The organism is Subtercola vilae (assembly GCF_004923255.1).
Classification (GTDB): domain Bacteria; phylum Actinomycetota; class Actinomycetes; order Actinomycetales; family Microbacteriaceae; genus Subtercola; species Subtercola vilae.
In genome coordinates this window covers 1-25,802 of record NZ_QYRT01000016.1, presented here as the reverse complement: position 1 = coordinate 25,802, position 25,802 = coordinate 1, and the positions used below count along the sequence as shown (strand labels likewise).

Below are 25,802 nucleotides of genomic sequence, written 5' to 3'. Positions count from 1 at the left end.
TCCTTTGCGTGATGTGGTGGGGGTGGGGTGTGAGCCGGTCAGGGAACGAGGATGCCCCGCCCGACCAACCGGCCTGCTTCGAGGTCGGCGATGGCGTCGTTCACAGCATCGAGCGGATACACCGCGGTGTGCAGCGTCACGCGGCCCTGCGAGGTGAGCGTCATCAGTTCGACGAGGTCGTTGTAGGTGCCCACCAGATTGCCGATGACATTGATCTCCCGGGAGATGATGTCGATTGTCGGCAGGTTCACGGCGCCGCCGTAGCCGATGACGTAGTGCGAGCCGCGGTTGCGGAGCAGTTTGGGCGCCAGCAGCTCTGCACTCTTCTCGCCGACGAAGTCGAAGACCACGTGCGCTCCCCCGCCCGTGATGTCGAGCACCTGCTGCTCGACCTGGTCGTCGTTGAACGACAGAACGGTGTGGTGCGCGCCGAGCTGGCGAGCCAGTTCGAGAGCCTCCTCGCTGCGGTCGACCACGGTTATGGTGGCGCTGGTGATGGCAGCGAGGGCCTGGATACCGATGTGACCCAGGCCTCCCGCACCGATCACGACGGCGTGGGTTCCCGGGAAGAGGTCACCGGCGGCCTTCCGCACCGCATGGTAGGCCGTCAGCCCGGCATCGGCGAGCGCAGCCACGTCGCGCGGCTCGAGCCCGTCGTCGAGCTTCACCACCGCACGGGCGTTCGTGAGCAACTGGCCGGCCATGCCGCCGTTGACGTTGATGCCCGGGAAGGTGGCGTTCTCACAGTGCGAGTCTTGGCCCACCCGGCACGCCGGGCAGAGCCCGCAACTGGTGAGCGGGTGCATGATGACGGTGTCGCCGACCTTCACATTGTGAACCGCGCTGCCCACCTCGCGCACCCAGCCGGCGTTCTCGTGGCCGAGAATGTAGGGCAGACTCGGGTGCTGAATCGGATCCCACTGACCCTCGATGATGTGCAGGTCTGTGCGGCAGAGGCCGGCAGCGCCCACATCGACGATCACGTCCCACGGGCCCGACACCGTCGGTTCGGCAACCTCTTCGACGAGCGGGCTCTGACCATACTGGTGCAGCCGTACTGCCTTCACGTGTTCCTCCTCAGTGAGGTCGATCGACTTCGTCTTCTCGACCTCCTCAGCATCCCTCGCCCGAGGCTGCCCCACCACCGCCGTTTTCGCATGGTGAGAATTCCGGATGCCCGCCCCTGCCCCGGCGCCATTCTGATAAGGGACTTATTCTCGGATTAAGGGCGCGGGCGGGGCGGGAGGGTGTGCAGGGTGAGGTTGTGGAGAGAGGCGTCAGAGACTGCGGCGGTGAGGAAGGTGGCGGCGAGAAAGACGAGCGTCAGCACAGCGTCGCGGCTTTCTGTCGTGGTTTGCAGTTTTCTGTCGTGGGGCCGAGATTACACTTCTTGCAATGAGCCTCAGCGCATTCGACCTCTTCACCATCGGCATCGGCCCGTCGAGTTCTCACACCGTCGGGCCCATGAGGGCCGCCTACCAGTTCGTCACTCGGCTGAGAGAGGCGGGCACGCTCGAGGCGGTCGCCCGGGTGCGCGTCGACCTGTTCGGCTCGCTCGGGGCCACGGGCCACGGTCACGGCACGATCAAGGCCGTGATGCTGGGTCTCGCGGGCGAACAGCCGCACCTCGTCGACCCTGAGACGGCCGATGCGGCGGTCGAGCGCGCAGAGACCGCAGGGGTGCTCGAACTGGCCGGCGGGCATCCGGTGCCCTTCTCGTGGCGCACCGACATCGTCATGCACCGCCGCGAGCGCCTCGACTTCCACAGCAACGGCATGCGGTTCACCGCGTTCGACAGTGCCGGCGAACCCCTAGAACTGCGCGAGTACTTCTCGATCGGCGGTGGCTTCGTGGTCGACGAAGACGAGACAGGTCAGAAGGTCGTCGTGAAAGACCCCACGCCCGTTCCGTACCCCTTCTCGAGCGGCGATGAGCTCGTAGCGCTCTGCGAGAGCACCGGAATGCGCGTGAGCGACCTGGTTCTCGCGAACGAACTGGTGTGGCGAACCGTGGCGGAGGTGCGTGCCGAGCTGCTGCACATCTGGCACGTGATGCAGCAGACAATTGAGCGCGGATGCTCGACCCCCGGCATTCTTCCCGGTGGCCTCAAGGTACGCCGCCGTGCCGCGGCCCAACGGGCCCAGCTCGAGGCTCACCTCGACCCGTCCGACCCCCTACGGGCCATGGAATGGGTCACCCTCTACGCTCTCGCCGTGAACGAGGAGAACGCGGCGGGCGGGCGCGTGGTGACGGCTCCGACGAACGGGGCCGCCGGCATCATCCCGGCCGTTCTGTCGTATTACACAGAGTTCGTGCCACGGGCCACCGATGACGGGGTGGTGCGGTTTCTGCTCGCGGCCACCGCCGTCGGCATCCTCTTCAAAGAGAACGCATCGATTTCGGGCGCCGAAGTCGGTTGCCAGGGCGAAGTCGGGTCGGCCTGCTCGATGGCGGCCGCCGGGCTCACCGAAGTGCTCGGCGGCACACCGAAACAGGTCGAGATGGCGGCCGAGATCGGCATCGAACACAATCTGGGCCTCACCTGCGACCCGGTGGGCGGCCTCGTGCAGATTCCGTGCATCGAACGGAATGCGGTGGGGGCGGTGAAGGCCATCACGGCCGCCCGCATGGCCGTGCGCACCGACGGTGAGCACCACGTCTCGCTCGATCAAGCGATCAAGACCATGCGCGAGACCGGTGCCGACATGAAAGACAAGTACAAGGAGACATCGCGCGGGGGCCTGGCACTGAATGTGGTGGAGTGCTGAGCATGTCGTAGGGCGCAGAAAGCGCACGATGCTAGCCCCGCGTCGCCCTCCGCACAAGTCCCCAGGGCAGTAGCCGCAGCTCCCGCACAGCCCCGCGTATTTTGGTGTTCATGAGCGACAAAAAAGATGAGACTCCCGACACGTCAACCGACACCCAGCAGAACCACAATGCCGAGACCGATGAAGACACGGCCTCGGGCGGCGCGGCAGCCGATACAGACCCCAAAGACCTCTAGACAGGCCGGGTTTTGGGCCTACTGCTTTACGGGAGCCCCAGCATCGAGATCAGTTTCGATGACCGGGCTCTCCAGCATCTCCAGATTGTCATCACCGCCAAACTCCGCCGCCGGGAGAGCTTTGTATTCTCCTGGAACGATTCGGCTGAGGTCGGCAGCGGCCGCAGTTCTATTTGGCTCGACGCCAGCAGCACTCTCTACTACCGGTTCTTCGGCTCGCGCGTTCCCTCTATAAACAGGGAGTGGATCGACGCGCTCATGGAGTCGGCGAACAGTGGCAGCGGTCTCTTTTTTCTTCCCGAACCGGGTTCGGTGGCGCACACCGCGGCTCCGGCCGGCCGAGCTCGAGTCTAGGAGCGTCAATGAACCTCATTCCTCCCTGGACCGCCACCCTCACAACGGCCGAGTTCCAGCTCACTCTGTACTTCTTTGTTCTCGCCGGTCTCGCCCTGCTCGCCGGGTTCATGCGCAGCATCGTCACGCAGGCTGAGGTCGGTTCACGCTTTCGTCCGGCCGTCGTGGCACGGCTCAGCATCACGGGCATCGCCTTCGTCTCGTACATCGGGTTGCTGCTCACCCTGCTGCTGAGCTACACCCACTCCGGCGGCGCGTACTCGCCCACCGATTCGACCGTCTCGCTTTTTGCTCTGCGCTACAGCGACTGGTCGGTCACCGTTCCACTCCTCACGTTCGAGTTGCTCGCCGTCTGTACCTTCACCGGCGCCCACCTGCGGCGCACACAGCTGATGGCTGGCGGCTTCTCGTTTCTGATGATCTTCTGCGGCTTCATGGGCGCGATCATCGTCGATGGCGGCGAGAACCGCGTGTCGACCCTGCTCTGGGGCGGCATCAGCGTGGTGTTCTGGATCGCCACCAACATCGTGCTCATCGGCGCCGTACAGAAATCGCTTCCGAACGTCACCCCTCGGGCGGCTGTTCTGCTGAAGAACGCGGCGATTGTGCTGCTCTCGGGCTGGGTGATCTACCCGATCGTCTTCCTCATCCAGATCTTCGGCGATGGCGGCGCGTGGGCCACGACGATGCAAATCGCGCTGTGCGTGGCCGACGTCGTGGTGAAGCTCGGCTTCGGCACCCTCATACACCGGGTGGCGAAGCTGCGCACGGCCGAAGATGTACGGGCAGGTGACGACGTGCATCCGGAGTCGATCTGGATCTCGTCTGAGAAACTCTCTGATGCGGGCCAACCGCTCGAGGTGCATCTCGCGAAGGGCGCCGAAGTTCACCCTCGGCACTCGCGGCCACCGACGAGCACCGCTGTTCCCACCGTTCAAGACCCCGAGGTGGTCGGCGACCTGTAGCCGGCATGTGACACGCTTGGGTGGGTGACCGCACTGCGTTTTGAAATCATTCCCGCCGACGGTGTCGCTGACCGGCTCGCACGCACCTTCGCCGACACCTCTGCCGTGACCCTCACCGTCACCAGCCTGCCGCAGCACGGCGTCGAACGTACCGTGCGTGCGTCGATCGAGCTTGCACGCCTCGGCTTCGGTGTGGTGCCGCACCTCTCTGCCCGCGCCATCGCCAGCCGCGGCGAACTCGAAAGCATTCTGCTCCGGATGCACGACAGCGGTATCGGCGAAGCTTTCGTCGTCTCAGGCGACGGCGGTTCCCCGGCCGGCTCGTACTCCACCAGTCTCGAACTCATCCACGACATCGTCGACCGCGCACCGCAGCTGTCGCTCGGCATCGCCGGATACCCCGAGGGCCACCCCCACCAGAGCCCCGACCAGCTCTCGAAGCACCTGCTCGAGCGGGCCCCCTTCGTCGACAAGGTCGTCACTCAACTCTGTTTCTCGGCCGAGACCATCGGCACCTACGCCGCCCAGCTGCGGGCGTCGGGCGTGACGGCACCGCTCTGGGTCGGGGTGCCCGGGGCACTCAGACGATCGCGCCTCATCTCGCTCTCGGCGCGCATCGGCGTTGGCAGCTCGCTCGGCTTCCTGAAGCGAAGCGCCGGTGTGGCGGGCGGGCTGCTGAGGTCTCGCGATTTCGACCCGGCGCCGTTCATCGCCGAGCTCGCGGCCGAGCCGCAGTTGCAGCGCGTGGGAGTAGCAGGGCTGCACGTGTACTCGTTCAACGAGATCGAGCGGCTGCCGGAGGTGCAGTCGCTGGTGGCACGTACGCACGGGGCTGCCGCCGAGTAAAGCCCCACGCGCCCCACCCGCGTTCCTGCTCGGTCGCTGTTACGTTAAACGCATGTCACACCACCACGCCGCCACCGCGACCGTCGCCGTCATCGGGGGCTCGGGGCTCTACTCGCTGTTCGACCCCGCGTCATCGGAGACGCTCACGGTCGACACGCCATACGGCCCCACCTCGAGCACCATCACGGTCGGAGAGCTCGGCGGTCGGCGCGTAGCGTTCCTCACCCGGCACGGGTCAGACCACTCGGTGGCGCCTCATCTCATCAACTACCGTGCGAACATCTGGGCGCTGAAATCGCTCGGCGTGCGCGCCATCGTCTCGTCGGCCGCCGTGGGCGGCGTCAGCCCCGAGTACCCGCCCGGAACCCTCGTGCTGACCGACCAGTTCCTCGACCGCACGTCGGGCCGACCCGACACGTTCTTCGACCGGGGCAGCGTGCAGCACCTGGCTGCGGCCGACCCGTTCTGCCCTGAACTTCACGGCATCGCGGCGCGGGCGCTCACCGAAGCGGGCGAGGTGTTCGCTTCGACGGGCACGGTCGTGGTCATTCAGGGCCCGCGGTTCTCGACGCGCGCCGAGTCGCTGTGGTTTCGCGCGGCCGGGGCCCACACGGTGAACATGACCCTGGTGCCCGAGGTGACGCTCGCCGCCGAACTCACCATCGGCACAGTGAACCTGTCGTTCGTCACCGATGCCGATGCGGGTCTTGCGCCTGCGGCTGACGCGTCTGCGTCTGCGTCTGCGTCGCTAGACGACGACTCGGTGAGCGCCGAGCTGGTGTTCGAGCGCCTCGCCGCAGCCCAGCCGCGCATCGTCGGGGCCATCGAGGCCATCATCCGGGCGATCCCCGCCGACTACGCCCCGCGCGACCTGATCGCGCCCGCCGAAGTGGCCGCTGTTCTCGCGTACCCGCCCGCCGCAACCGTCTCTGGCGCAGCAACCGTCTCTGCCGCAGCAACCGTCTCTGGCGCAGCATCGTGAGCGACCACCCCACCTCGGTCACGCAGCCCGCGAGCGCTTCGAGCCACGAACCCAGAACCCTTCTCGTCACGGGCGGCGCCGGGTTCATCGGCAGCGCCATCGTCACGGCCGCCCTCGAGCAGGGCTGGGCGGTACGCGTCTTCGACTCGCTGCGACCCGACGTGCACGCGGCGCAGCTGGGCCGGCCCGCCGGGCTCGACCCACGCGTCGACTTCCGGCTCGGCGACATGACCGACCCCGCAGCCGTTGCTGATTCCCTCGTGGACGTCACCGTCGTCTGCCATCAGGCGGCCAAGGTCGGGCTCGGAGTCGACTTTCTCGACGCTCCCGACTACGTGGCGAGCAACGAACTCGGCACCGCGATTCTGCTCGCCGCCATGACGACCGCGGGCATCGACCGGCTGGTGCTGGCGTCGTCGATGGTGGTCTACGGCGAGGGCAGCTACCGCCGCGCATCCAGTACCGGCAGCATCGAAACGGGCGAGACCGATGACACGGGCAGCGCAGGCAGCAGAGGCGAGACGGTCAGGCCACCCGCCCGGCTCGTCGCCGATCTCGAGGCAGGGCGCTTCGACCCCGTCGACACCGAAACGGGCGTGCCACTCGAGCCTGCACTCATCTTCGAAGACGCCCCCCTCGACCCGCGCAACGTCTACGCCTCGAGCAAGCTGTCGCAGGAGTACCTCGCCACAGCGTGGTCCCGTTCGACCGGAGGACGCGCGGTCGCGCTGCGGTACCACAACGTGTACGGGCCCGGCATGCCACAGAACACGCCGTACGCGGGGGTGGCGTCGCTGTTCCGCTCGGCACTCGAACGCGGCGAGGCGCCCCGGGTCTTCGAAGACGGCCTGCAACGCCGAGACTTCGTTCACGTTCGAGACGTGGCCGCCGCCAACCTTGCCGCCATCGACAACACCGCCCTGCCGAACCCGGGAGGCGCCTTTCGCGCCTTCAATGTGGGCAGCGGAACAGTGCACACCATCGGTGACCTCGCCACCGAACTGAGCCGCTGGTCGAACGGCCCGGCCCCGGTGACCACGGGCGAATACCGCCTCGGCGACGTGCGACACATCACGGCCTCGTCTGAGCGCCTGCGTCTCGAACTGCACTGGATGCCCGCCGTCACCTTCGAGCAGGGCGTGCGCGAGTTCGCCACCGCCCCCCTCCGGGCCGCCGTCTCGACACCTTCAACTGCCCCACCCTCAACTGCCCTACCCTCGACTCATGCCTGAGTTCTCTGTCGACGTCGTATTTCCTTGCCTCAACGAGGCCGGCGCCCTGCCCTGGGTGCTCGGCCGCCTGCCGGAGGGGTACCGCGGCATCGTTGTCGACAACGGCTCTACCGATGGCTCAGCCGATGTCGCTCGCGCCCACGGTGCTACCGTCGTCAGCGAAGCACGCCGTGGCTTCGGCGCGGCCGCGAACGCCGGTCTGGTCGCCGCCACGGCCGACATCGTGGCGTTCTGCGATGCAGATGCGTCGATGGATCCGGCGGAGCTGCCGAGACTGGTCGATGCTCTGCTTTCGAACACGGCTGATCTCGTGCTCGGCCGCCGCCGCCCCACCGGGCGAGGCTCCTGGCCGTTGCACGCGAGGCTCGCGAACCGAGCGCTCAGCACGCTCATCCGGTGGCGTGCCGGAATCGACCTGAAAGATCTGGGGCCCATGCGCGCCGGGCATCGTGAACGGCTGCTGGCGCTCGGCATCGAAGACCGACGCAGCGGCTACCCGCTCGAAATGGTGTTGCGTGCGTCGACGAGAGGCTGGCGCATCCGCGAGATCGACACGTCGTACGCCCCACGGGTGGGGCGCTCGAAGGTCACCGGAACCCTGCGCGGAACCATTGTGGCGATCAACGACATGTCTCGTTTGCTCGCCGAAGTCAAGCACAGCTGAACGTTCGCTCAGCGAACCACCGAAACGAGTACCGGCTCCGAAGACTGCTCGAGGGTGCATCTGCCCTCGCCGCAGATTTATCGTCAGAGGAGTCGCAGTTGCTCACCATCATCGTCATTGCCAAAGAGTGCATACCCGGCCGGGTGAAGACCCGTCTGACCCCCGACCTCACGGCCGGCCAGGCCGCGGCCGTCGCCGCAGCGAGCCTTGCCGACACCCTCGAGGTGGTACGCACCCTTCCCGCTGACCGTCGGGTTCTGGCGTTCGACGGCAACCCCGACAACGCCCCCTCTGAAGCGCGCGGATTCGAAATCGTGCCGCAGTCATCAGGTGGGCTGGATGACCGGCTGGCAGCCCTCTTCGACGAAGCCACGGGCCCCACGCTGCTCGTCGGCATGGACACCCCGCAGTTGACCCACGAAGATCTCGCCCCCGTCGTGGCGTGGGCTGCCGCACACACTGCACCGGCGTCGTGGCAGACCCGCTTGGCGCACCCGGTCACCGGCGATGCTGCCACCGAGAGCATCGACGCATGGTTCGGTTTTGCGACCGACGGAGGGTTCTGGGCGCTCGCCCTTTCAAACCCCACGGGATCACTGATCCGCGGTGTCGGCATGTCACAAGACGACACGGGCGCACAGCAGCTGCGCCGCCTGCACGACGCGCACCTCCGCGTGGGAATGCTGCCCGAACTCACCGACGTCGACACGGTCGACGATGCGGTCGAGGTGGCCATCACCGCGCCCACCAGTCGTTTCGCCCGCGTCTTCGCCACGGCTCAGCTGCACCAGTTGCATCAGCCCCAGGCCCAGTTGTTGCCGCAGCAGTTGCCGCAGCAGCGCGTGACGCAGCCCGCCCGGGCAGCCCGCGCAGCCCGCCGACTCGTCTCGATGGTCTGAGAATGACGCCCACTTTCGGCGCCGGCGGCGGCGAACCCTACGCCCGCGCCCTGGCGAACGACGGCCAGTTGCTGCTCATCCCCGACGGTTTCGGCAAGCACGACGCCGTCGTGATGGATGTCAGCCGCTGGAGCGCCGCAGCAGACGCCACCGACATGAGCCTCATCGAAGAGGGCACAGGCCCGCTTCTCGACATCGGGTGCGGCCCCGGCCGCATGGTGAAAGCCGCGCTGACCGCTGGGTATGTGGCGCTCGGCATCGACGTCTCGCAGGCCGCCATCGACGTGGCCGAGCAGGCCGGCATCCCCGTGCTGAAGCGCAGCGTCTTCGAACCCCTCCCCCTCGAGGGAGAATGGATGACCCTGCTGCTGGTCGACGGCAACATCGGCATCGGCGGCGACGTGTCGCTCATGCTCGAACGCTGCGCCGAGTTGCTCTCACCGAGTGGCAGCGTTCTTGTCGAAGTGCAGACCGATCCTGCCACCGACGCCACCTTCGACTGCACCGTCACGCTCGACGACAACAGCGGCGCGGTCAGCGCCTCGTTTCCCTGGGCCCAGATCGGCAGTTCGGCTCTCGAAACCAGGGCCCGGATGACCGGCCTCCGCGTCACCCAGACCTGGAGCCGCGACGGTCGCACCTTCTGCCGACTCGGGCACGAGTGAGCGAAATTCTGGGCATCTGCAAAGAATTTCAGGTAGAAACGCCGTAATCGACGGAGTTCCCAGCAATCGTACGGCACCATGGTGACACGAATGACCGTTACGAGAGGGCAGCCCAGCCGACGTATGACTGCACACGAGACCCCGCTGAAACACGGTCGCCGCCCCACCCAGAGCCCCGTCGCCACTGCCGCCAAGATCTTTCTTGCCTGCATCGTGGTGCTCGCGGTGAGTTCGACGTCGGTCGCAGCCATCGCTGTCTGGCAGACGGTCGGGCGCATCAAACCGGGTATCCAACTCGCGCAGCTGCCCGGTTCGACCGCGGCGGCAATCCCGAGCGTCGGGGCTATCGACGGTGAGGTGAACCTGTTGCTGGTGGGCACCGACACACGCACGAACCAGGGAACCGGCTTCACAGACTCGGCGAATCAGAATGCCAGCTCCGGGGTCGGCAACAACGACGTCACTATGCTGCTGCACGTCTCGGCCGATCACACCAATGCCACGGTCATCAGCATTCCGCGCGACCTCATGGTGCCGGTTCCCGAGTGCCCCGACCCGAGCGGCAAGGGCACGGTCGACGCCACTGATCTCGCTATGTTCAACACCACGCTGTCGCGCGGCGGCCTCTCCTGCACCGTTCTGACCGTGGAGAAGATGACCGGCCTCAGCATTCCCTACGCTGCGGTCATCAGCTTCGACGGTGTGATCGCCATGTCGAACGCCGTCGGCGGTGTGAGCGTGTGCCTCGCCACCCCCGTGACCGATGCCTACACCGGCCTCGATCTGGCTGCCGGAGAGCAGACCCTCGTGGGCGATGAAGCGCTTGCCTTCGTACGAAGCCGCCACGGCGTGGGCGACGGCAGTGACCTCGGTCGCATCAGCAATCAGCAGGTGTTTCTGTCGTCACTGATGCGCAAGATCACCAGCGCCGGCGTGCTGGCCAATCCCATCTCTCTGTACTCGCTCGCCAACGCGGCGCTGTCGAACATGCAGTTCTCCACCACGCTGACCGACCCCACTGCCCTCGTCTCCATTGCGCTCGCGCTGAAGAATGTGAGTCTCAGCAGCCTGGTCTTCGTTCAGTACCCCGCAGTCACCGACCCCGACGATGTCAATCGCGTAATACCCGACGCCACTGCGGCGAAGCTGCTCAATACTGCCCTGCAACAGAACAAGCCCATCACGCTCACCGGTAAGACCGGCATCGCGGCCGAGGCCGACCCTTCGGCCGCGGCAACCGCGACGCCCGCGGCTACCGGTACTCCGACTCCGACGCCCACCGAGACGGGCGCGGCAACACCGACACCCACACCCACGTCGACCTCAGTCTCGCTGCCCACGAACGTGAGCGGCCAGACGGCAGCTGAGCAGACCTGCACCGTCGGCAACAACTAGGCGTCTCGGGGGCACACCCACCTCTACTAGGCTTTCGGTGTGTCTAAGGTCTTGAGCAGTCTCCCCGTCGGTGAACGAGTCGGTATCGCATTCTCCGGAGGGCTCGACACCTCCTGTGCGGTTGCCTGGATGCGGGAGAAGGGCGCAGTGCCCTGCACGTACACGGCTGATATCGGCCAGTACGACGAACCAGACATCGACTCGGTACCCAACCGTGCCCTCGAGTACGGAGCTGAGATCGCCCGTCTCGTCGATGCGAAGAGCGCACTGGTCGAAGAGGGCCTGAATGCCCTCCAGTGCGGCGCGTTCCACATCCGCTCCGGTGGCAAGACCTATTTCAACACCACCCCGCTCGGCCGCGCGGTGACCGGCACGATGCTCGTGCGTGCCATGAAAGACGACGGTGTCGACATCTGGGGTGACGGCTCCACCTACAAGGGCAATGACATCGAGCGGTTCTACCGCTACGGCCTCCTGGCCAACCCGCGCCTTCGCGTGTACAAGCCGTGGCTCGACTCAGATTTCGTCAACGAGCTCGGCGGCCGCACCGAGATGAGCGAGTGGCTCGTCGCCCGGGGCTTTCCGTACCGCGACGCCACCGAGAAGGCGTACAGCACCGATGCGAACATCTGGGGCGCAACGCACGAGGCCAAGCTCCTCGAAGAGCTGAGCTCGGGTCTTGACCTGATCGAACCCATCATGGGTGTCGCTGCCTGGCGCGACGACGTCGAGGTACTCACCGAGGTCGTGTCGGTGCGCTTCGAAGCTGGCCGGCCCGTGGCCCTCAACGGTGTCGAGTTCACCGACGCCGTTGCCCTGGTGCTCGAAGCGAATACCATCGGCGGCCGTCACGGCCTCGGCGTCTCAGACCAGATCGAGAACCGCATCATCGAGGCCAAGAGCCGTGGCATCTACGAGGCCCCCGGTATGGCGCTGCTGCACATCGCGTACGAGCGGCTGCTGAACGCCATCCACAACGAAGACACGGTGGCGAACTATCACGCGGAGGGCCGTCGCCTCGGGCGCCTCATGTACGAGGGCCGCTGGCTCGACCCGCAGTCGCTCATGCTCCGCGAGAGCATCCAGCGCTGGGTCGGTTCTGCTGTCACGGGCGAAGTCACTCTGCGACTGCGTCGCGGTGACGACTACACCATTCTCGACACCACCGGCCCGCTGCTGAGCTACCACCCCGGCAAGCTCTCGATGGAGCGCGTCGGCGACGCGGCCTTCGGCCCTGGCGACCGTATCGGGCAGCTGACCATGCGAAACCTCGACATCGCCGACTCGCGTGCCAGGCTCGAGCAGTATGCCGCATCGGGCATCATCGGCGGGGCGACGGCCGAGCTCATCGGCGCGCTCGAGGCGGGCGAGGCACGGGAGATTCTCGACCCGACCACATCGCCCGACGCGGCTGCCGACGCACTCGGGCGGGCAACCGACGCCGCCTCCGAGGGCGCGGCGTTCGACGCCGGCACCGACTGACTGAAACAGCGCTACTGCCGCTGCAACCGATTCTTCGCAGCCCGTCGCGTGTAGAGGATGCAGGTAAGGGCTGTGAGGGCCGCGATGACCAGCCACATGACGCCGAGGCGCTGGGCGTAGTCGAACGTCAGCACGGTGGGGTTGGGGCCGAGCGTCTTCGCGTACACCTCAGGCACCACAAGCAGGGTCATGATCGAGCCCACCACGACGGCGCCCTGCATGATGGCCAGCACGCCCTTCGAGACCCGATGCCCCGCTCGCCTCGCCAGCACACTGATGCCGAGCACCAGCGGCGACAGAATGGCGTCGTGCAGAATGATTGCGCCGAGCATCCACACGGCGACGCCCACGATCTGAATGGGCGTCTGCTTCATCACCAGTTCGATGGCCCCGAGAAGGAGGCCGAGCACCCCCACGCCGATGAGAATCGCGCGAGCGAGCCGGAACCTGCGGATGTCGCCCACGTCGTCAACCTCGCGCATCACATCACCTCCACGTGGTCGAGCCACTTTGTCTGCAGCACCCCGGGGCGACCGGGCGCAATCATGCGCGCGGGGTACCCGTGGTCGATGTCGAGCGTCTCACCGTTCAGGGTGAGTGCCACCAGAGTCGAGAGATCGCTCACGTACTCGGAGCCCATCTGCGTGACACGGTAGCCACCTTCTTTCTCGAGGCTCGTGATGCGAAGCGCGGCTCCATCGGGCGCCACCCTGCCCACCAGGTCGTGCAGGCGTACGCCCGACCAGGTGGCCATCTGGCTCCATCCCTCAACACACGCGATCGGCAGGTTCACGGTGGTCTGCGGCATGGCCAACAGCTCGGCCCGGGTGAAAGCGACCGTCGTTGTGCCGTTTGTAATGCGAAGCGCCCACGCCGCATCCATCGCCGTGTCGGTCACCTGCGCGGCCATAGCGGTGCGGTTCACGGGCACCTGGTTCGGCCCGATTCCCTTTTCGCGGGGGGCGAAGACATTGAACGGTTTGAGAACGGCGAACGACTGACCCGCGGTGAGCAGCACTACGGCCGCAACGCTCGCACCGACGGTGGCGAGAAAGGTGCGCCGTGAGGTGCGGGGCTGAGGGCGAGGGGTGCCGTCGATCCACGCGAAGACGCGACCGGTGAGACCCGATGCCTGCGAGGCCACCTTCGACGCGACAGGCTCGAGGGGTGTGCCCAGAACGGGTCGGGGCACATCGATGAGGGGGGCATCCAGAGCCGACTGTTCGTCGGCGTCGAACGACACCTCGGGGCGGTAGCCGTCTCGTTTGCGCCAATACCGCGCAATGATCGGCAGTTTCACGGCGATGTGAATGGCGAGCGAACCGATGATCACGAACGACAGCGCGAAGTGCACCTCACGAAAGCCGAACGGCCACGGATAGAACTGAAACGTGTTCAGCAGGCCGATGGTGATCTCGACGAGCGATGCGCCCACGAAGACGGCGATGGATGCCCGGGCCAGCAGAGAGCCGATGCCGGTGATCGGCGGGGTCTCGAACAGGTTCGGGAACACCGTGTACAACTTGCCGAACAGTAGCGGAAAGCACGCGATTCCGGCGGTGATGTGGATGCCCTGCGTGTACTGGTACAGGTTGCTCGGCTGGGTGGGGAAGTGCATCCACGGCAGCGGTTCCTGCAGGAAATGGGAGTAGAGCCCGGTACCGAAACACACGAGGAACGCCGTTGCGAGCAGACGCCCGATGACAACGGCGAGCCGAGGGTTGCGGCTGGGCGCGGCAACAGCACGTTGCATGTTCAGCAGCAGTCGTCGCAGCATGATCCCCATCTAATCGCTTGTGGTGACTGTAGTTCGGAGCCGAACGCGAATTGGGCGGGACACGGCATCTTTGTGATGGCAAGATGAGCGTGTGACCGGCCGACAGCACTCCGCGAGCCGAGGCTTCGGTGGTGCGATTCGTGTCGGCGTCGTGGCGCTGGTTCTCGCGGCGATGGCGGCGCTCACGGTGCTTTCGGTCACGACGCTCGGGTTCTTCGACCCCGGCGCGGCCGGCGAGGGTGCCGGCGCGGGCGGCATCATCGGGTACACCGCTGCGCTCTGGGCGCTGTTCGGGCTCGCAGTGTGGCTGCTCTGCCGGGTGCCCGCGAAAGCGGCGGTGGCGCTGGTACTCGCCGGATCGGCAGTGTTGGGGGCATCCGCCCTCGCCGGGCCGCCCAACACGAGCACCGACTCGGCGCGCTACGCGTGGGACGGCATCGTTCAGACCGAGGGCATTTCCCCCTATCGATACACCCCGGCCGACGACGCGCTGGCGCAGTTTCGCACGCCGTGGCTGTTTCCCCCTTCGGTGCTCGACGCCGACGGCCGCCCGCAGTGCGACGGCGTGCGCGTCGAACGCACCATCAGCGTGCCCTCGTTCGTGGTTCTCTGCACCACCATCAACCGCCCGCAGGTGCACACCATCTACCCCCCTGCGGCTGAGATCTACTTCTTCGCCGTGCGATCGGTGGTCGGCAGCAGCGCCGAGTACTGGCCCTTCCAGCTGACCGGGCTCCTCATCTGTATTGCGATCACACTCGCCCTCGTTCTGGCACTGCGCCGGCGCGGAATGAACGTGCGCTGGGCCGCCCTCTGGGCGTGGAGCCCGTTCGTCGCCACCGAGGCCATCACGAATTCGCACGTGGATGCTCTGGCCGCGCTGCTCGCACTCACTGCCACCCTGCTCGTGTCGCGCGGGCGGCGCGGAACCCCGACGAGCTTCTTCGGTGGCGTCAGCCTCGGAGTCAGCATTGCGGTGAAACTCGTGCCCGTCATCGCGGCCCCCGCACTGCTGCGGAGGCAGCCCTGGAAGGTGATTCTCGGGGCCGTACTCACCTTCGTCGCCCTGTACATTCCCTACATTCTCTCGACGGGAATTGCGGTGATCGGGTATCTGCCGGGCTACCTCTCTGAAGAGGGCTACGACGACGGCAGCCGGTTCGCCCTGCTCTCGATCGTCGCCCCTGGAACCGGCGCGCTCGTTCTCGCCGCGCTCATTCTTCTTGTCACCGCCGTGCTGGTGTGGCGACGCACCGACCCTGAGAATCCCTGGCTCGGCCAGGTGGTGATGATCGGCGTCACACTGCTCGTCGTGACCCCGCACTACTCCTGGTACGCCTTGCTGCTCGTACCGTTCGTCGCCCTCAGCGGGCGGTGGGAATGGATGGCCGTTCCCCTCGCCCTCACCGCGCAGCTGCTCGTTCCCACCCTTGCCGTCGCTCGCGTCTCCTTCGCCCTCGCCATCGTCGTCGTACTCGTTGGGCTCCTCGCTCGGCGTGGCCTTTTTACACGAGACCAAACCTTTTTGTGGGGGTGACCGAACTACTGCTATCGAGATGGCAACCGCTTCTCGCACACAGCCTGTTAGGACTCCCCCTCATGCGCAACATCAAAACTGTCTCGCTCGCTATCGCGGCGTCGGGTCTGCTCGCGTTCTCTCTCGCCGCTTGCTCGACCTCCTCAACGACATCGTCATCGACGTCGTCTCCTTCAGCTTCGGCCTCCACGAACGGCACCCCGATCGCGACGATCCCGGCCCTGTCGGGTGTCGATACCGAGGTCACGGTCGATGCCGGGTTCCTCGCCGCACTGAAGAGCCTCTCCCTCACCCCCGGTGTCATCGGTACCGCAACCCTGTCACAGGCCGGCGTTCTCGCGTTCCCGATCACGGGCGGTAACGTGAAGTACTACGACCCGGCCCAGTCGTACCGCCCCTACGTGCAGGGCACCATCGATCACGCCGGTTCGGGTCTGAGCCTGACCGGTGGCGGTATCGAGGTCGACCTCACGAACTTCACCATCGACCCGGGCACCTCGAAGCTCTACGGTGATGTCGCCGCGAACGGTGCATCAGTCGCGAAGCAGGCATTCCTGTTCGATCTCGATGGTTCAACGCTGAAGCCGCTGCAGACCGGTACGAACGGTACCGCGATCCTCGAGGGCACGACCGTGCACGTGTCAGCTGACGCTGCCGCACTGCTGAACAAGACCTACAACACGACCGCCGTCAAGGCCGGCCTGCTCGTGGGTGTCGCGAAGATCACCGTCAACACCAAGTAACACCCCGCACCACCCGCACCACGCACCACCCTCGCACCACAGCTGAAGGGCCCCGACGAAAACCGTCGGGGCCCTTTCGCTGTGCATCCATTCATTGCGTTGCTGTAAACATTTCGGCGAATTGAACTTTGCCTCGCTTTCGGTGTGTTAAGACTGGTTACACAGCAAACAGCAAACTGAAAGAGGTAGACGTCCATGTCGTCCGCATTCACCAAAAAGCGACTGGTCGGTGTAGCCGCAGGGCTCGCCGCCTCGGCGCTCGTGCTCGCCGGTTGCTCAGGCAACTCGAACAACTCATCGTCGACCGGCTCCGCAGCCAGCTCGATCACCATCGGCACCACCGACAAGATCACCACCATCGACCCGGCCGGTTCGTACGACAACGGTTCGTTCGCCGTGATGAATCAGGTCTACCCGTTCCTGATGAACACCCCCTACGGCAGCCCCGACGTCAAACCCGACATCGCCGAGTCGGCCACATTCACCACACCCACCCAGTACACGGTGAAACTCAAGAGCGGCCTGAAGTTCGCCAACGGCGACGACCTCACCTCCTCTGACGTCAAGTTCAGCTTCGACCGCCAACTGGCCATCGCCGACCAGAACGGCCCGTCGTCACTGCTTGGCAACCTCGCCAGCACTGCGGCTCCCGACCCCACCACCGTGGTCTTCACGCTGAAGGCGGCAAACGACCAGACCTTCCCGCAGGTGCTCTCGAGCCCGGCCGGCCCCATCGTCGATGAGCAGGTCTTCTCGGCCACTGCGCTCACCTCCGACGCCGACATCGTCAAGGGCAACGCCTTCGCCGGCCAGTACATGATCAAGAGCTACGACTTCAACAACACTATTCAGTACGTGGCGAACCCGAACTACCAGGGTCTGCTGGGCGCCGCGAAGACCAAGACGGTCAATGTGAAGTACTACGCCGAGTCTGCCAACCTGAAGCTCGACATCCAACAGAACAACATCGACGTCGCGTTCCGCAGCCTGTCGGCGACCGACGTGGCCGACCTGAGCACGAACAACAAGGTCAAGGTCGTCGACGGTCCCGGCGGCGAGATCCGCTACATCGTGTTCAACTTCAACACCCAGCCGTTCGGCGCCACCACGGCCGACGCCGACCCCGCCAAGGCACTCGCCGTGCGCAAGGCCGTCGCCGACCTCATCGACCGTGACGCCATCGCCTCGCAGGTCTACAAGGGCACCTACACGCCGCTGTACTCCTACGTTCCCGCGGGTCTGACCGGTGCCACCACCGTACTGAAAGACCTCTACGGCGACGGTTCGGGCAAGCCCAGCCTCGACAAGGCGAAGGCCACCCTGGCCGCAGCCGGCGTCACCGACAAGATCGTCTTGAACCTTCAGTACGTCTCCGAGCACTACGGCCCGTCGTCAGGCGATGAGTATGCGCTCATCAAAGACCAGCTCGAGTCGAGCGGCCTGTTCACGGTCAACCTGCAGACGACCGACTACGTGCAGTACTCCAAAGACCGTACGAAAGACGTCTACCCGGAGTACCAGCTCGGCTGGTTCCCCGACTACTCCGACGCCGACAACTACCTGACCCCGTTCTTCTCGGCCGACAGCTTCCTCGCCAACCACTACAACAACACTGCGGTGCAAGACGAGATCACGAAGCAGGTCGGCGAGACCGATTCGGCTGCCCGCACGACAGAGATCCAAGACATCCAGGCGAAAGTCGCTGCCGATCTGTCGACGATCCCCTATCTGCAGGGCGCGCAGGTTGCCGTGGTCGGTTCGACCGTCAACGGGGCCTCCGACACGCTCGACGCGTCGTTCAAGTTCCGTTACGCGGCGCTCACGAAGGGCTAGTCGTTAGCTAGAATCGCTTCACCGAGGGGGCGGCTCGTTTCGACGGGCCGCCCCCTCACACAGGCCCACTGGGCCATAAGAGTTCCAGAATCTGCACCACCGCACAGCGATCACCTGCACAGCACTACCCTTCACTGACGATTGGCATCCATGACAGCGACCGCCCAGGCCCTGGTACCCCCGGTACCTCCGGCCTCCCCCGCTTCACCCGTTGCGAAGAGCAAGGCCTCCGGAGGAGGCCTCGGTCGCTACATCGTCATTCGCTTCCTGCTCATCATTCCCACCATCTTCATCCTGGTGACCCTGGTCTTCTTTCTCATGCGGGCGACGGGCGACCCGATCACCGCGGCCCTGGGCGGCCGTCTCAGCGGCGCACAACTGCAGGAGCGCATCCATGCAGCCGGCTACGACCGGCCCATCCTGGTGCAGTACTTCGAGTACCTCGGCCAGATCGTCACGGGCAACTTCGGCACCAGCATCAGCGACAACCGGCCCATCACCGAAATTCTCGCCACCTATGGCGTAGCAACCCTCGAGCTGGCGTTCTACGCCCTCATCGTGGCGTTCATCGTGGGCATTCCGCTGGGCATGCTCGCCGCCTACTTTCGTGACAAGGGTCAGGATGCCGCACTGCGCGTCTTCGCCATTCTCTGTTACGCCACTCCTGTCTTCTTCGCCGGCATTCTGCTGAAGCTCATCTTCGCCGTGTGGTTGAACGTTCTGCCCGTCGCGGGCCGAGCCACCACGAGTTCGGAGTTCGAGATGCAAGACCTGCCGAACCGAACCGGCATCTACCTCATCGACGCGTTTCAGACCGGTGACCCGGCCGTCATCGGCGACGTTCTGACTCACGCGGTGCTGCCCGCCATCGCGCTCGGGCTGCTCACAGCCGGGGTCTTTCTGCGGTTGGTGCGCACGAACGTCATCGGTACGCTCTCGACCGACTACGTCGACGCGGCACGTTCGCGCGGCGTGAGCGAGTATCGGCTGGTTCGCCGGCACGCGTACAAGCCGGCGCTGATACCCATCATCACCGTCATCGGCCTGCAGATCGCGCTGCTGCTGGGCGGCGCGGTGCTCACGGAGTCGACCTTCGAGTGGAAGGGCCTCGGGTTCCAGCTCGCGCAGTACCTTGCCGCGCGCGACTTCGTCGCCGTGCAGGGCATCGTCGCGCTACTGGCTGTGATCGTGGCCGTGACAAACTTCATCGTCGACATCATTGCGGCGCTCATCGACCCGAGGGTGAGGTACTGATCGTGAGTGCACCAACAACAGCACCCGAGACCGCAGGCGGGCCGACCGCGTCACCGGCAACGAAAGCCACCCGGCCGCCGAAACAGAGCCTGTTCTCCCGTCTGCCCGTCGTGCACCAGCTGCGCCAGAGCGTTGGGCTCCAGCGCGGCATGCTCGTCATCGGCCTCATCATCACAGCCGTGTTCGTCATCTGCGCGGTCTTCGCCCAGTTCATCGCTCCCTACGGCTTCTCTCAGTTGCGCGACGACAACGGTCCGTTCGGTGCCCAGCTCGCTCCCGGCGGTTCGCACATCTGGGGAACGACCGTGGGCGGGTACGACGTATTCTCCCGCGTCATCTGGGGCGCTCAGACCGCGCTCGAGGTGATGGTCGTGGCGATCATCCTGTCGATCTTCCTCGGGGTCTTCCTCGGCCTCGTTTCGGGGTACTTCGGCGGTTGGCTCGACCGAATCCTCGTGGTTCTGGCCGACGCGATCTACGCGTTTCCGTCGTTGCTGCTCGCCATCGTGATGTCGATTGTCATCTCGGGCGGCCAGTCGAACCTGTACGGCGGCATTCTCGCGGCGGCCATCTCCATCACAGTGGTCTACATTCCGCAGTACTTCCGGGTCATCCGGTCAGAGACCGTGCGCATCAAGGGTGAGGCGTTCGTCGAGTCGGCGAAGGTCATCGGTGCGTCGAACACACGCATCATGTTCCGACACGTCCTTCGCAATTCGACCCGAACGCTGCCGCTGATCTTCACGTTGAATGCCTCAGAGGCGGTTCTCACGCTGGCTGGCCTCGGGTTTCTGGGGTTCGGCATCGAGCCGACGGCCGCGGCGGAGTGGGGCTTTGACCTCAACAAGTCGCTCTCCGACGTCACCAGCGGAATCTGGTGGACGGCGGTGTTCCCCGGGCTCGCCATCGTGCTCTCGGTACTCGGCGTCACCCTCGTGGGCGAGAGTCTGAACGACCTCGCCGACCCACGGCTGCGTGGTCGGCGCGCCGTCTCTGCGGCGTCGGGAGATGTGGCACAGACCTCTGTCGTACCCGGCGGAACCCTTACCGCGGGCCCCGCCGGACTCGCCGGCCTCGAAGACACCGAAGGTGAGGCCGATCGTGACCGATAGCCCCGTACCCGCACGCTCCCCCGCACACATCGGCACCGCAACCGCCGCCTCCAAGGCTCCTGTCGTGTCGATCCGCAACCTCGAGGTGTCATTCTCCACCGATGCCGGTGCCATCAAGGCGGTCGACGGCGTCAGTCTCAGCGTCGCCGCCGGCGAAGTACTGGCTATCGTCGGCGAGAGCGGTTCGGGCAAGACCGTGACCGCGAAGACGATCCTGGGCTTGCTGCCCGAGACGGCTACTGCGCGCGGAGCCATCGTGCTGTCGAACCGCGCGGGAACCGACTCGAACGATGTGCTCACTCTCACGAAGAAACAGCTGCGGGGCATCCGGGGCTCAGACGTGTCGATGGTGTTTCAAGAGCCCTCGACAGCGCTGAACCCGGTGTACACGGTGGGCTGGCAGATCATGGAGGGGTTGCGGGCGCACTCGAAGATCTCGCGCTCCGCGGCCAAAGCGAAGGCCATCGACATTCTGCGGAAGGTGGGCATTCCCGACCCCGAGACGCGGGTCAACTACTACCCGCACCAGTTCTCTGGCGGGCAGAAGCAGCGCGTGGTCATTGCGCAAGCGCTGGTGCTCGATCCGGGGCTGATCGTCGCCGACGAGCCCACCACGGCGCTCGATGTCACCGTGCAGGCCGAGATTCTCGACCTTCTGCGGCGGTGCCGCGACGAGTTTGGCACGGCCATTGTGTTGATCACGCACAACATGGGTGTCGTCGCCGACCTCGCCGATCGGGTCGCAGTCATGTACGAAGGCAAGGTGGTCGAAGAGGCCGACGCCGTGACACTCTTCTCGAACCCGCAGAACGACTACACCAAGAAGTTGCTCGCGTCGGTGCCGCACATCGGCCAGGGCGCGTTGCAGACGGCCGAGCGGGCATCAGGTCGCGAGCAGTCGTGGCAGAGCACGGCCCCTGTGGTCGTCGCAACCGATCTGCGAATCGAATACCCCGGGCGGCTCGGCCGCGGCGGGTTCGTTGCCGTCGACGGTGTGAGCTTCGAGATTCGCGCGGGCGAGGTGCTCGGGTTGGTCGGTGAGTCGGGGTCAGGTAAGACCACCATCGGCCGAGCCATCGGCGGGCTCACCAGGGTCACCGGGGGTTCGCTGAAGGTTCTCGACCACGAGATGAACGGCGTTCGCGAGCGGGTGTTCAAGAAGACGCGGTCGAACATCGGGTTCGTCTTTCAAGACCCAGCCTCGAGTTTCAATCCGCTGCTGACGATCGCAGAGTGCGTGGCCGAGCCGCTGGTCATCCACGGCCGAGCCCGCGACCCGCGAGCTGCGAGAACACGAGTCGACGAGCTGCTCGAGGCCGTGCAGCTGCCGAAGAGCTACGGCGATCGGTATCCGCACGAGCTCTCGGGCGGTCAACGCCAGCGTGCGAGCCTCGCGCGGGCCATTGCGCTCGAACCGGCACTGCTCATCGCCGACGAGCCCACCTCGGCGCTCGACGTCTCTGTTCAGGCCCGCGTGCTTGAACTCTTCGCTGAGCTTCAGCGGGAGTTCGGCTTTGCGGCCCTGTTCATCAGCCACGACCTGGCCGTGGTCGACCTGTTGGCCGACCGCATCGCTGTGCTGTTCAAAGGCAAGCTCGTAGAAGAGGGCACGGGGGCAGAGGTGCTCGGAGACCCGAAGCACCCCTACACTCAGCGCCTGCTCGCCTCACTGCCGGTACCCGACCCGATCGAGCAGGCGAAGCGGCGGGATGCCCTGCGGCTGCTGCGCGCGGCCGGGCAGTAACCCAGTACCTCTGCCCGCCTGCTCGTCTGCCCGTCTGCCCGTCTGCCCGCCTGCCAGCCCTCCCGCCCGAAAGGCCCACCCCGCATGACTGGTTCTGTCGAACTCAGTGCCGCCGAGCATCCGTTCACCGCCTACGTGGCCACGCCCGACGGCGACCCTGCCCAATGGCGCGGTGCCATCGTCGTGATCCATGAGGTGTGGGGGCTCGTTGAACACATCACGACGATCGCCGACCGCTACGCAGCCGAAGGGTATCTCGCGCTGGCCCCCGATCTGATGGGCGGGCTCGGTGTGACCGCCGAGGTCGCCGCCGACCTGCAACGGCAACTCTTCGCAGCCGACCCCGAAGAGCGAAGCGCGGCCCAACCGCGCCTTCGCGAACTGATGGCCCCCATCGCGGCGCCCGAGTTCGCCGCCGCCGCAATCACCAAACTGATCGCCTGCGTCGACTACCTCGAACAGCAACCGGGCGTCGACGGTCGCATCGGCGTCACCGGGTTCTGTTTCGGCGGAAGCTACGCGTTCAGCCTGGCCGTCGCCGACGCGCGGGTGAAAGCGAGCGCCCCCTTCTACGGCTACGCCAACTTGACGAACGAACTTCTCGCCGAGATCGAGTGCCCGGTTCTCTACTTCGTGGGCGAAGACGACCTGAACCTCTTCGGGGCTCTGCCCGCCCTCACCGAACAGATGCACGAATCGGGTGTTGACTTCGAGGCCGTCACCTACCCGGGTGCGGGTCACGCATTCTTCAACGACACCAACGCACACGCCTACCGACCGGATTCCGCACACGACTCCTGGCAGCGAAGCACCGAGTTCTTCGCTCGCCACCTCGTCACGTCAGCCTGACGCCTGTTCGCCGTTCGACATCGATCAGGCTGGCAGCAGAAACCCATCGTCGATGAGCGAACGCATCCGCGGCAGCACATCGGCCACCAAAGAAGCCTCATCGACCTCAAGCAGGTGTGCGATGGCACCGCAGATCTGGCCGATCGTCAAGTCGCCGTCGCAGGCCCCAACCAGCGCCGCCAGTGCCGTGTCGAGCGAAACCGTTCGCGCGAACCCTGAGCCCTGACGCAGCGTCATCACCGTAGGGTTCTCCTGGCCCGGCCAGTAATGCCGTTCTTCAGTCACATCGGGGGCGTACGTCACGGTTGACGCGAGCAGCTCTTTATCTGAACGCGACGACTGCCAGTCGTGGCCCGAGAGGCTCGTCGCGAAGTACTGGCCGAGCCCCGACGGGTTCGAGCCCCGAGCGCCGTCGAGACGCTCGAACCGACGGAGCGGAGCGGGAGCCCCCGGTGTCGGCGATTCGACCGGGCGGCGAAGCAGCACGTACCCGAATCCCACCTGGGTGACCGCGCGCGCATCGAAATCGTCGAGCCAGGCGGCGTAGAGCTCATCGAATTCAGGGGTGCCGGGGCGGGTGCCGCCATCACGAATCCACGTCTCGGAGTACTGCGGAGCATCCTGAAGCTCGCGCTCAATCACCCACGCATCGAGCGACGAGCCGTCGACCCATCCCTTGACCCGGTCGAGGCCTTCGGTTTCGGCCGTGTACTCCCAGTTGGCCAGCAGCTGGGCGATACCGCCGTCGGTGAGGTGATCTTCGCACCCACGAATGACTGTCGACACCAACGCATCACCGACCATGCCTCCATCGCGATACTCGTACAACGGCACGCCCTGCCTGCGCGGAGTGATCACGAACGGCGGGTTAGAAACGATCTGGTCGAATCGTTCGCCCTCCACCGGGTCGAACAGACTACCCAGCCGAAACTCGATGTTGTCTATTGCGTTCAGTTCGGCGTTGAGCCCGGCGATCCACAACGCCCGTTCAGAGATATCTGTGGCGACCACCGTGAGCGCGTGGCGCGACGCGTGCATGGCCTGAATTCCGCACCCCGTACCGAGGTCGAGTACGCGTTCCACCGGTTCACTGATCATCAGCCCGCTGAGGGTGGTGGATGCCCCACCCACGCCGAGCACATGCCCAACGCTGAGCGGCCCGCCGACCGCGACCTCGCCGAGGTCAGAAAGGATCCACCAGCTCCCGGCGCCGAACGCATCGACGAAGCTGTACGGACGCAAATCGAGCAGCGCACTCACCTCACCCGTCTCGAGCCGTCGCACAAGCTCGAGTGTGAGCGCACCCTCGACCCCCAGCTGCGGCAGGGCTGAATCTGCATCGACTTCTGACACCGGCACATTCAGAACGAAGAGAGCGGCCAGGGTTTCCGCACGCGAAAGGGCTGTCGATGCGGCTCGCCGAGAATGCAACGCGCGCAGTGCTGGAAGCCGCTGGCCCCTGTGAAGCGCCGACGCAGCCTCATCGCCCCACAGGTCGCTGACCGTCTCGACGCTGAAGTTGGAAGTGATGAGATCGCGTCTCAGGTCAGAAATCAGGGAAGAACTCACCCCTCCATTCAAGCGCACGACTGATTGTCGGGTGCACCGGCCAGTCTTCCTCAGAGTCAGAGCTGGGTCGTGCTCAGGTTGTGTATGGTCGTGGTTGTCTGACCCATGGTGGTAGTGGTGTTGTGGGGAGGGGTCCGCGTCGTCTCGATCTGATTTGGGAGCAGGGTCTGGGGGTTTGTTCCCAGTCGATGCTTTTCGGTGGGATCAAAACGGGGACGCCGTTCTGCATGGCGAGTTTCCACTCAGAAGAATGCACATGTGTGTGGTGGAAGTGACACAGCAGTGCTCCGTTGTCGATGTCTGTGCGCCCGGGTGCGTAGGTTTGGTGTTTCCAGTCATCGACGTGGTGGCTTTCGCACCAGGACGGGCCCCGGTCGCAGCCCGGCCACACACACCCGCCATCCCGTGCGGCCATAGCGGCCTTTTGCGCGGTCGTGAACAGCCGTTTCGTTTTCCCGTGCTGGAGTACTTCCCCGTGCAGCCCGAAGACGGTGGTCGTGATGTCGCCGTGGCAGAGGATCTGTTCCACACTCGACATCGGGACCGGGTCAACAATCCCATCAACCCAACCCACACCATGCCCGGCAGTGAGATCATCAAGTTCCACCCGGATGTTCAGCACCGGGGCGGCACCGTTGATCCGCGGCGCACCGGTCAGGCCTGCCGCGACGGTCAGGAGGTCATAGAACCGGTCGAAGACGAACTGCTCACCCGTACGTACGTCTTTGATGATCTCGTCGCTTGGTTCACCGTTCCGGCCAAGACACACGTTGGGGGCTGCCGCGCCCTGCGGGCTTGCCCCTGAACGCGACGGCCCGGATTCGCCATCGGCAGGAGTGTCGGTTTCGAACTGGGGGCGCACCCTCGGGGACTGCAACGCTTCCAACAACGCCCG

The 25,802-nt window shown here is 65.5% G+C and carries 24 protein-coding genes; 19 read left to right on the top strand and 5 right to left on the bottom strand.

Going from position 1 to position 25,802, the window contains the following annotated elements:
- Positions 1-38: 38 nt before the first annotated feature.
- Complete coding sequence (locus D4765_RS09915; protein ID WP_237280356.1) at positions 39-1,145, bottom strand: NAD(P)-dependent alcohol dehydrogenase; 1,107 nt, start codon at positions 1,143-1,145, stop codon at positions 39-41.
- A 250-nt stretch (positions 1,146-1,395) separates the two neighbouring features.
- Here D4765_RS09915 and D4765_RS09910 point away from each other — a divergent pair, with 250 nt between their 5' ends.
- The 12 genes from D4765_RS09910 to argG all read left to right on the top strand — a co-directional run bounded on the left by D4765_RS09910 (position 1,396) and on the right by argG (position 12,489).
- Positions 1,396-2,769, top strand: coding sequence for an L-serine ammonia-lyase (locus D4765_RS09910; protein WP_136642142.1), 1,374 nt, complete (start codon positions 1,396-1,398; stop codon positions 2,767-2,769).
- 110 nt (positions 2,770-2,879) lie between these two features.
- On the top strand, positions 2,880-3,005 hold the full coding sequence (locus D4765_RS19965; protein WP_272898618.1) for a hypothetical protein: 126 nt from the start codon (positions 2,880-2,882) through the stop codon (positions 3,003-3,005).
- Positions 3,006-3,017: 12 nt separating this feature from the next.
- On the top strand, positions 3,018-3,359 hold the full coding sequence (locus D4765_RS09905; protein ID WP_201799281.1) for a DUF7882 family protein: 342 nt from the start codon (positions 3,018-3,020) through the stop codon (positions 3,357-3,359).
- Positions 3,360-3,367: 8 nt separating this feature from the next.
- Positions 3,368-4,324, top strand: coding sequence for a bacteriorhodopsin (locus tag D4765_RS09900; protein ID WP_136642141.1), 957 nt, complete (start codon positions 3,368-3,370; stop codon positions 4,322-4,324).
- A gap of 24 nt (positions 4,325-4,348) precedes the next feature.
- Positions 4,349-5,170, top strand: a complete 822-nt coding sequence (locus D4765_RS09895) for a methylenetetrahydrofolate reductase (RefSeq protein ID WP_136642140.1) — start codon at positions 4,349-4,351, stop codon at positions 5,168-5,170.
- 52 nt (positions 5,171-5,222) lie between these two features.
- Positions 5,223-6,152 (top strand): MTAP family purine nucleoside phosphorylase, encoded by a 930-nt coding sequence (locus tag D4765_RS09890; protein WP_136642139.1) that lies wholly within the window; start codon positions 5,223-5,225, stop codon positions 6,150-6,152.
- A gap of 86 nt (positions 6,153-6,238) precedes the next feature.
- Positions 6,239-7,384, top strand: coding sequence for an NAD-dependent epimerase/dehydratase family protein (locus D4765_RS09885; protein WP_237280364.1), 1,146 nt, complete (start codon positions 6,239-6,241; stop codon positions 7,382-7,384).
- Positions 7,377-8,048, top strand: coding sequence for a glycosyltransferase family 2 protein (locus D4765_RS09880; RefSeq protein ID WP_136642137.1), 672 nt, complete (start codon positions 7,377-7,379; stop codon positions 8,046-8,048). Before D4765_RS09885 ends, D4765_RS09880 begins: the two co-directional genes overlap by 8 nt.
- Positions 8,049-8,146: 98 nt before the next feature.
- Positions 8,147-8,947 (top strand): TIGR04282 family arsenosugar biosynthesis glycosyltransferase, encoded by an 801-nt coding sequence (locus D4765_RS09875; protein ID WP_136642136.1) that lies wholly within the window; start codon positions 8,147-8,149, stop codon positions 8,945-8,947.
- Positions 8,948-8,949: 2 nt separating this feature from the next.
- Positions 8,950-9,612: a class I SAM-dependent methyltransferase gene (locus D4765_RS09870; protein ID WP_136642135.1), complete on the top strand. Its 663-nt coding sequence runs from the start codon at positions 8,950-8,952 to the stop codon at positions 9,610-9,612.
- Positions 9,613-9,702: 90 nt separating this feature from the next.
- Positions 9,703-11,007: an LCP family protein gene (locus D4765_RS09865; protein ID WP_136642134.1), complete on the top strand. Its 1,305-nt coding sequence runs from the start codon at positions 9,703-9,705 to the stop codon at positions 11,005-11,007.
- Between the two features lie 39 nt (positions 11,008-11,046).
- Positions 11,047-12,489, top strand: a complete 1,443-nt coding sequence (argG, locus tag D4765_RS09860) for an argininosuccinate synthase (RefSeq protein ID WP_136642133.1) — start codon at positions 11,047-11,049, stop codon at positions 12,487-12,489.
- 11 nt (positions 12,490-12,500) lie between these two features.
- Here argG and D4765_RS09855 read toward each other — a convergent pair whose 3' ends face one another.
- Complete coding sequence (locus D4765_RS09855) at positions 12,501-12,971, bottom strand: hypothetical protein (protein WP_136642132.1); 471 nt, start codon at positions 12,969-12,971, stop codon at positions 12,501-12,503.
- A complete protein-coding gene (locus D4765_RS09850) occupies positions 12,971-14,266 on the bottom strand; it encodes a molybdopterin-dependent oxidoreductase (protein ID WP_237280355.1) in 1,296 nt (431 codons plus the stop codon). The genes D4765_RS09855 and D4765_RS09850 overlap by 1 nt, the downstream gene beginning before the upstream one ends.
- Before the next feature lie 91 nt (positions 14,267-14,357).
- On the opposite strand from D4765_RS09850, the gene D4765_RS09845 reads away from it, so the two are divergent.
- The 7 genes from D4765_RS09845 (at position 14,358) to D4765_RS09815 (ending at position 23,338) form a co-directional block, all read left to right on the top strand.
- Positions 14,358-15,803, top strand: coding sequence for a glycosyltransferase 87 family protein (locus D4765_RS09845; protein WP_136642131.1), 1,446 nt, complete (start codon positions 14,358-14,360; stop codon positions 15,801-15,803).
- 62 nt (positions 15,804-15,865) lie between these two features.
- A complete protein-coding gene (locus tag D4765_RS09840) occupies positions 15,866-16,546 on the top strand; it encodes a hypothetical protein (protein ID WP_136642100.1) in 681 nt (226 codons plus the stop codon).
- Positions 16,547-16,741: 195 nt separating this feature from the next.
- Positions 16,742-18,379, top strand: a complete 1,638-nt coding sequence (locus D4765_RS09835) for an ABC transporter substrate-binding protein (RefSeq protein WP_136642130.1) — start codon at positions 16,742-16,744, stop codon at positions 18,377-18,379.
- A 150-nt stretch (positions 18,380-18,529) separates the two neighbouring features.
- Positions 18,530-19,633: an ABC transporter permease gene (locus tag D4765_RS09830; protein WP_136642129.1), complete on the top strand. Its 1,104-nt coding sequence runs from the start codon at positions 18,530-18,532 to the stop codon at positions 19,631-19,633.
- Between the two features lie 149 nt (positions 19,634-19,782).
- Positions 19,783-20,745, top strand: coding sequence for an ABC transporter permease (locus D4765_RS09825; RefSeq protein ID WP_136642176.1), 963 nt, complete (start codon positions 19,783-19,785; stop codon positions 20,743-20,745).
- 28 nt (positions 20,746-20,773) lie between these two features.
- Positions 20,774-22,489 carry a dipeptide ABC transporter ATP-binding protein gene (locus D4765_RS09820; RefSeq protein ID WP_237280362.1) on the top strand — a complete coding sequence of 572 codons (1,716 nt, stop codon included), beginning with the start codon at positions 20,774-20,776 and terminating at the stop codon, positions 22,487-22,489.
- 84 nt (positions 22,490-22,573) lie between these two features.
- Positions 22,574-23,338, top strand: coding sequence for a dienelactone hydrolase family protein (locus tag D4765_RS09815; protein ID WP_136642127.1), 765 nt, complete (start codon positions 22,574-22,576; stop codon positions 23,336-23,338).
- A 24-nt stretch (positions 23,339-23,362) separates the two neighbouring features.
- Here D4765_RS09815 and D4765_RS09810 read toward each other — a convergent pair whose 3' ends face one another.
- Positions 23,363-24,907 (bottom strand): DUF7059 domain-containing protein, encoded by a 1,545-nt coding sequence (locus tag D4765_RS09810; RefSeq protein ID WP_237280354.1) that lies wholly within the window; start codon positions 24,905-24,907, stop codon positions 23,363-23,365.
- 73 nt (positions 24,908-24,980) lie between these two features.
- Positions 24,981-25,676, bottom strand: a complete 696-nt coding sequence (locus tag D4765_RS20140; RefSeq protein ID WP_420824531.1) for an HNH endonuclease signature motif containing protein — start codon at positions 25,674-25,676, stop codon at positions 24,981-24,983.
- Positions 25,677-25,802: the final 126 nt, after the last annotated feature.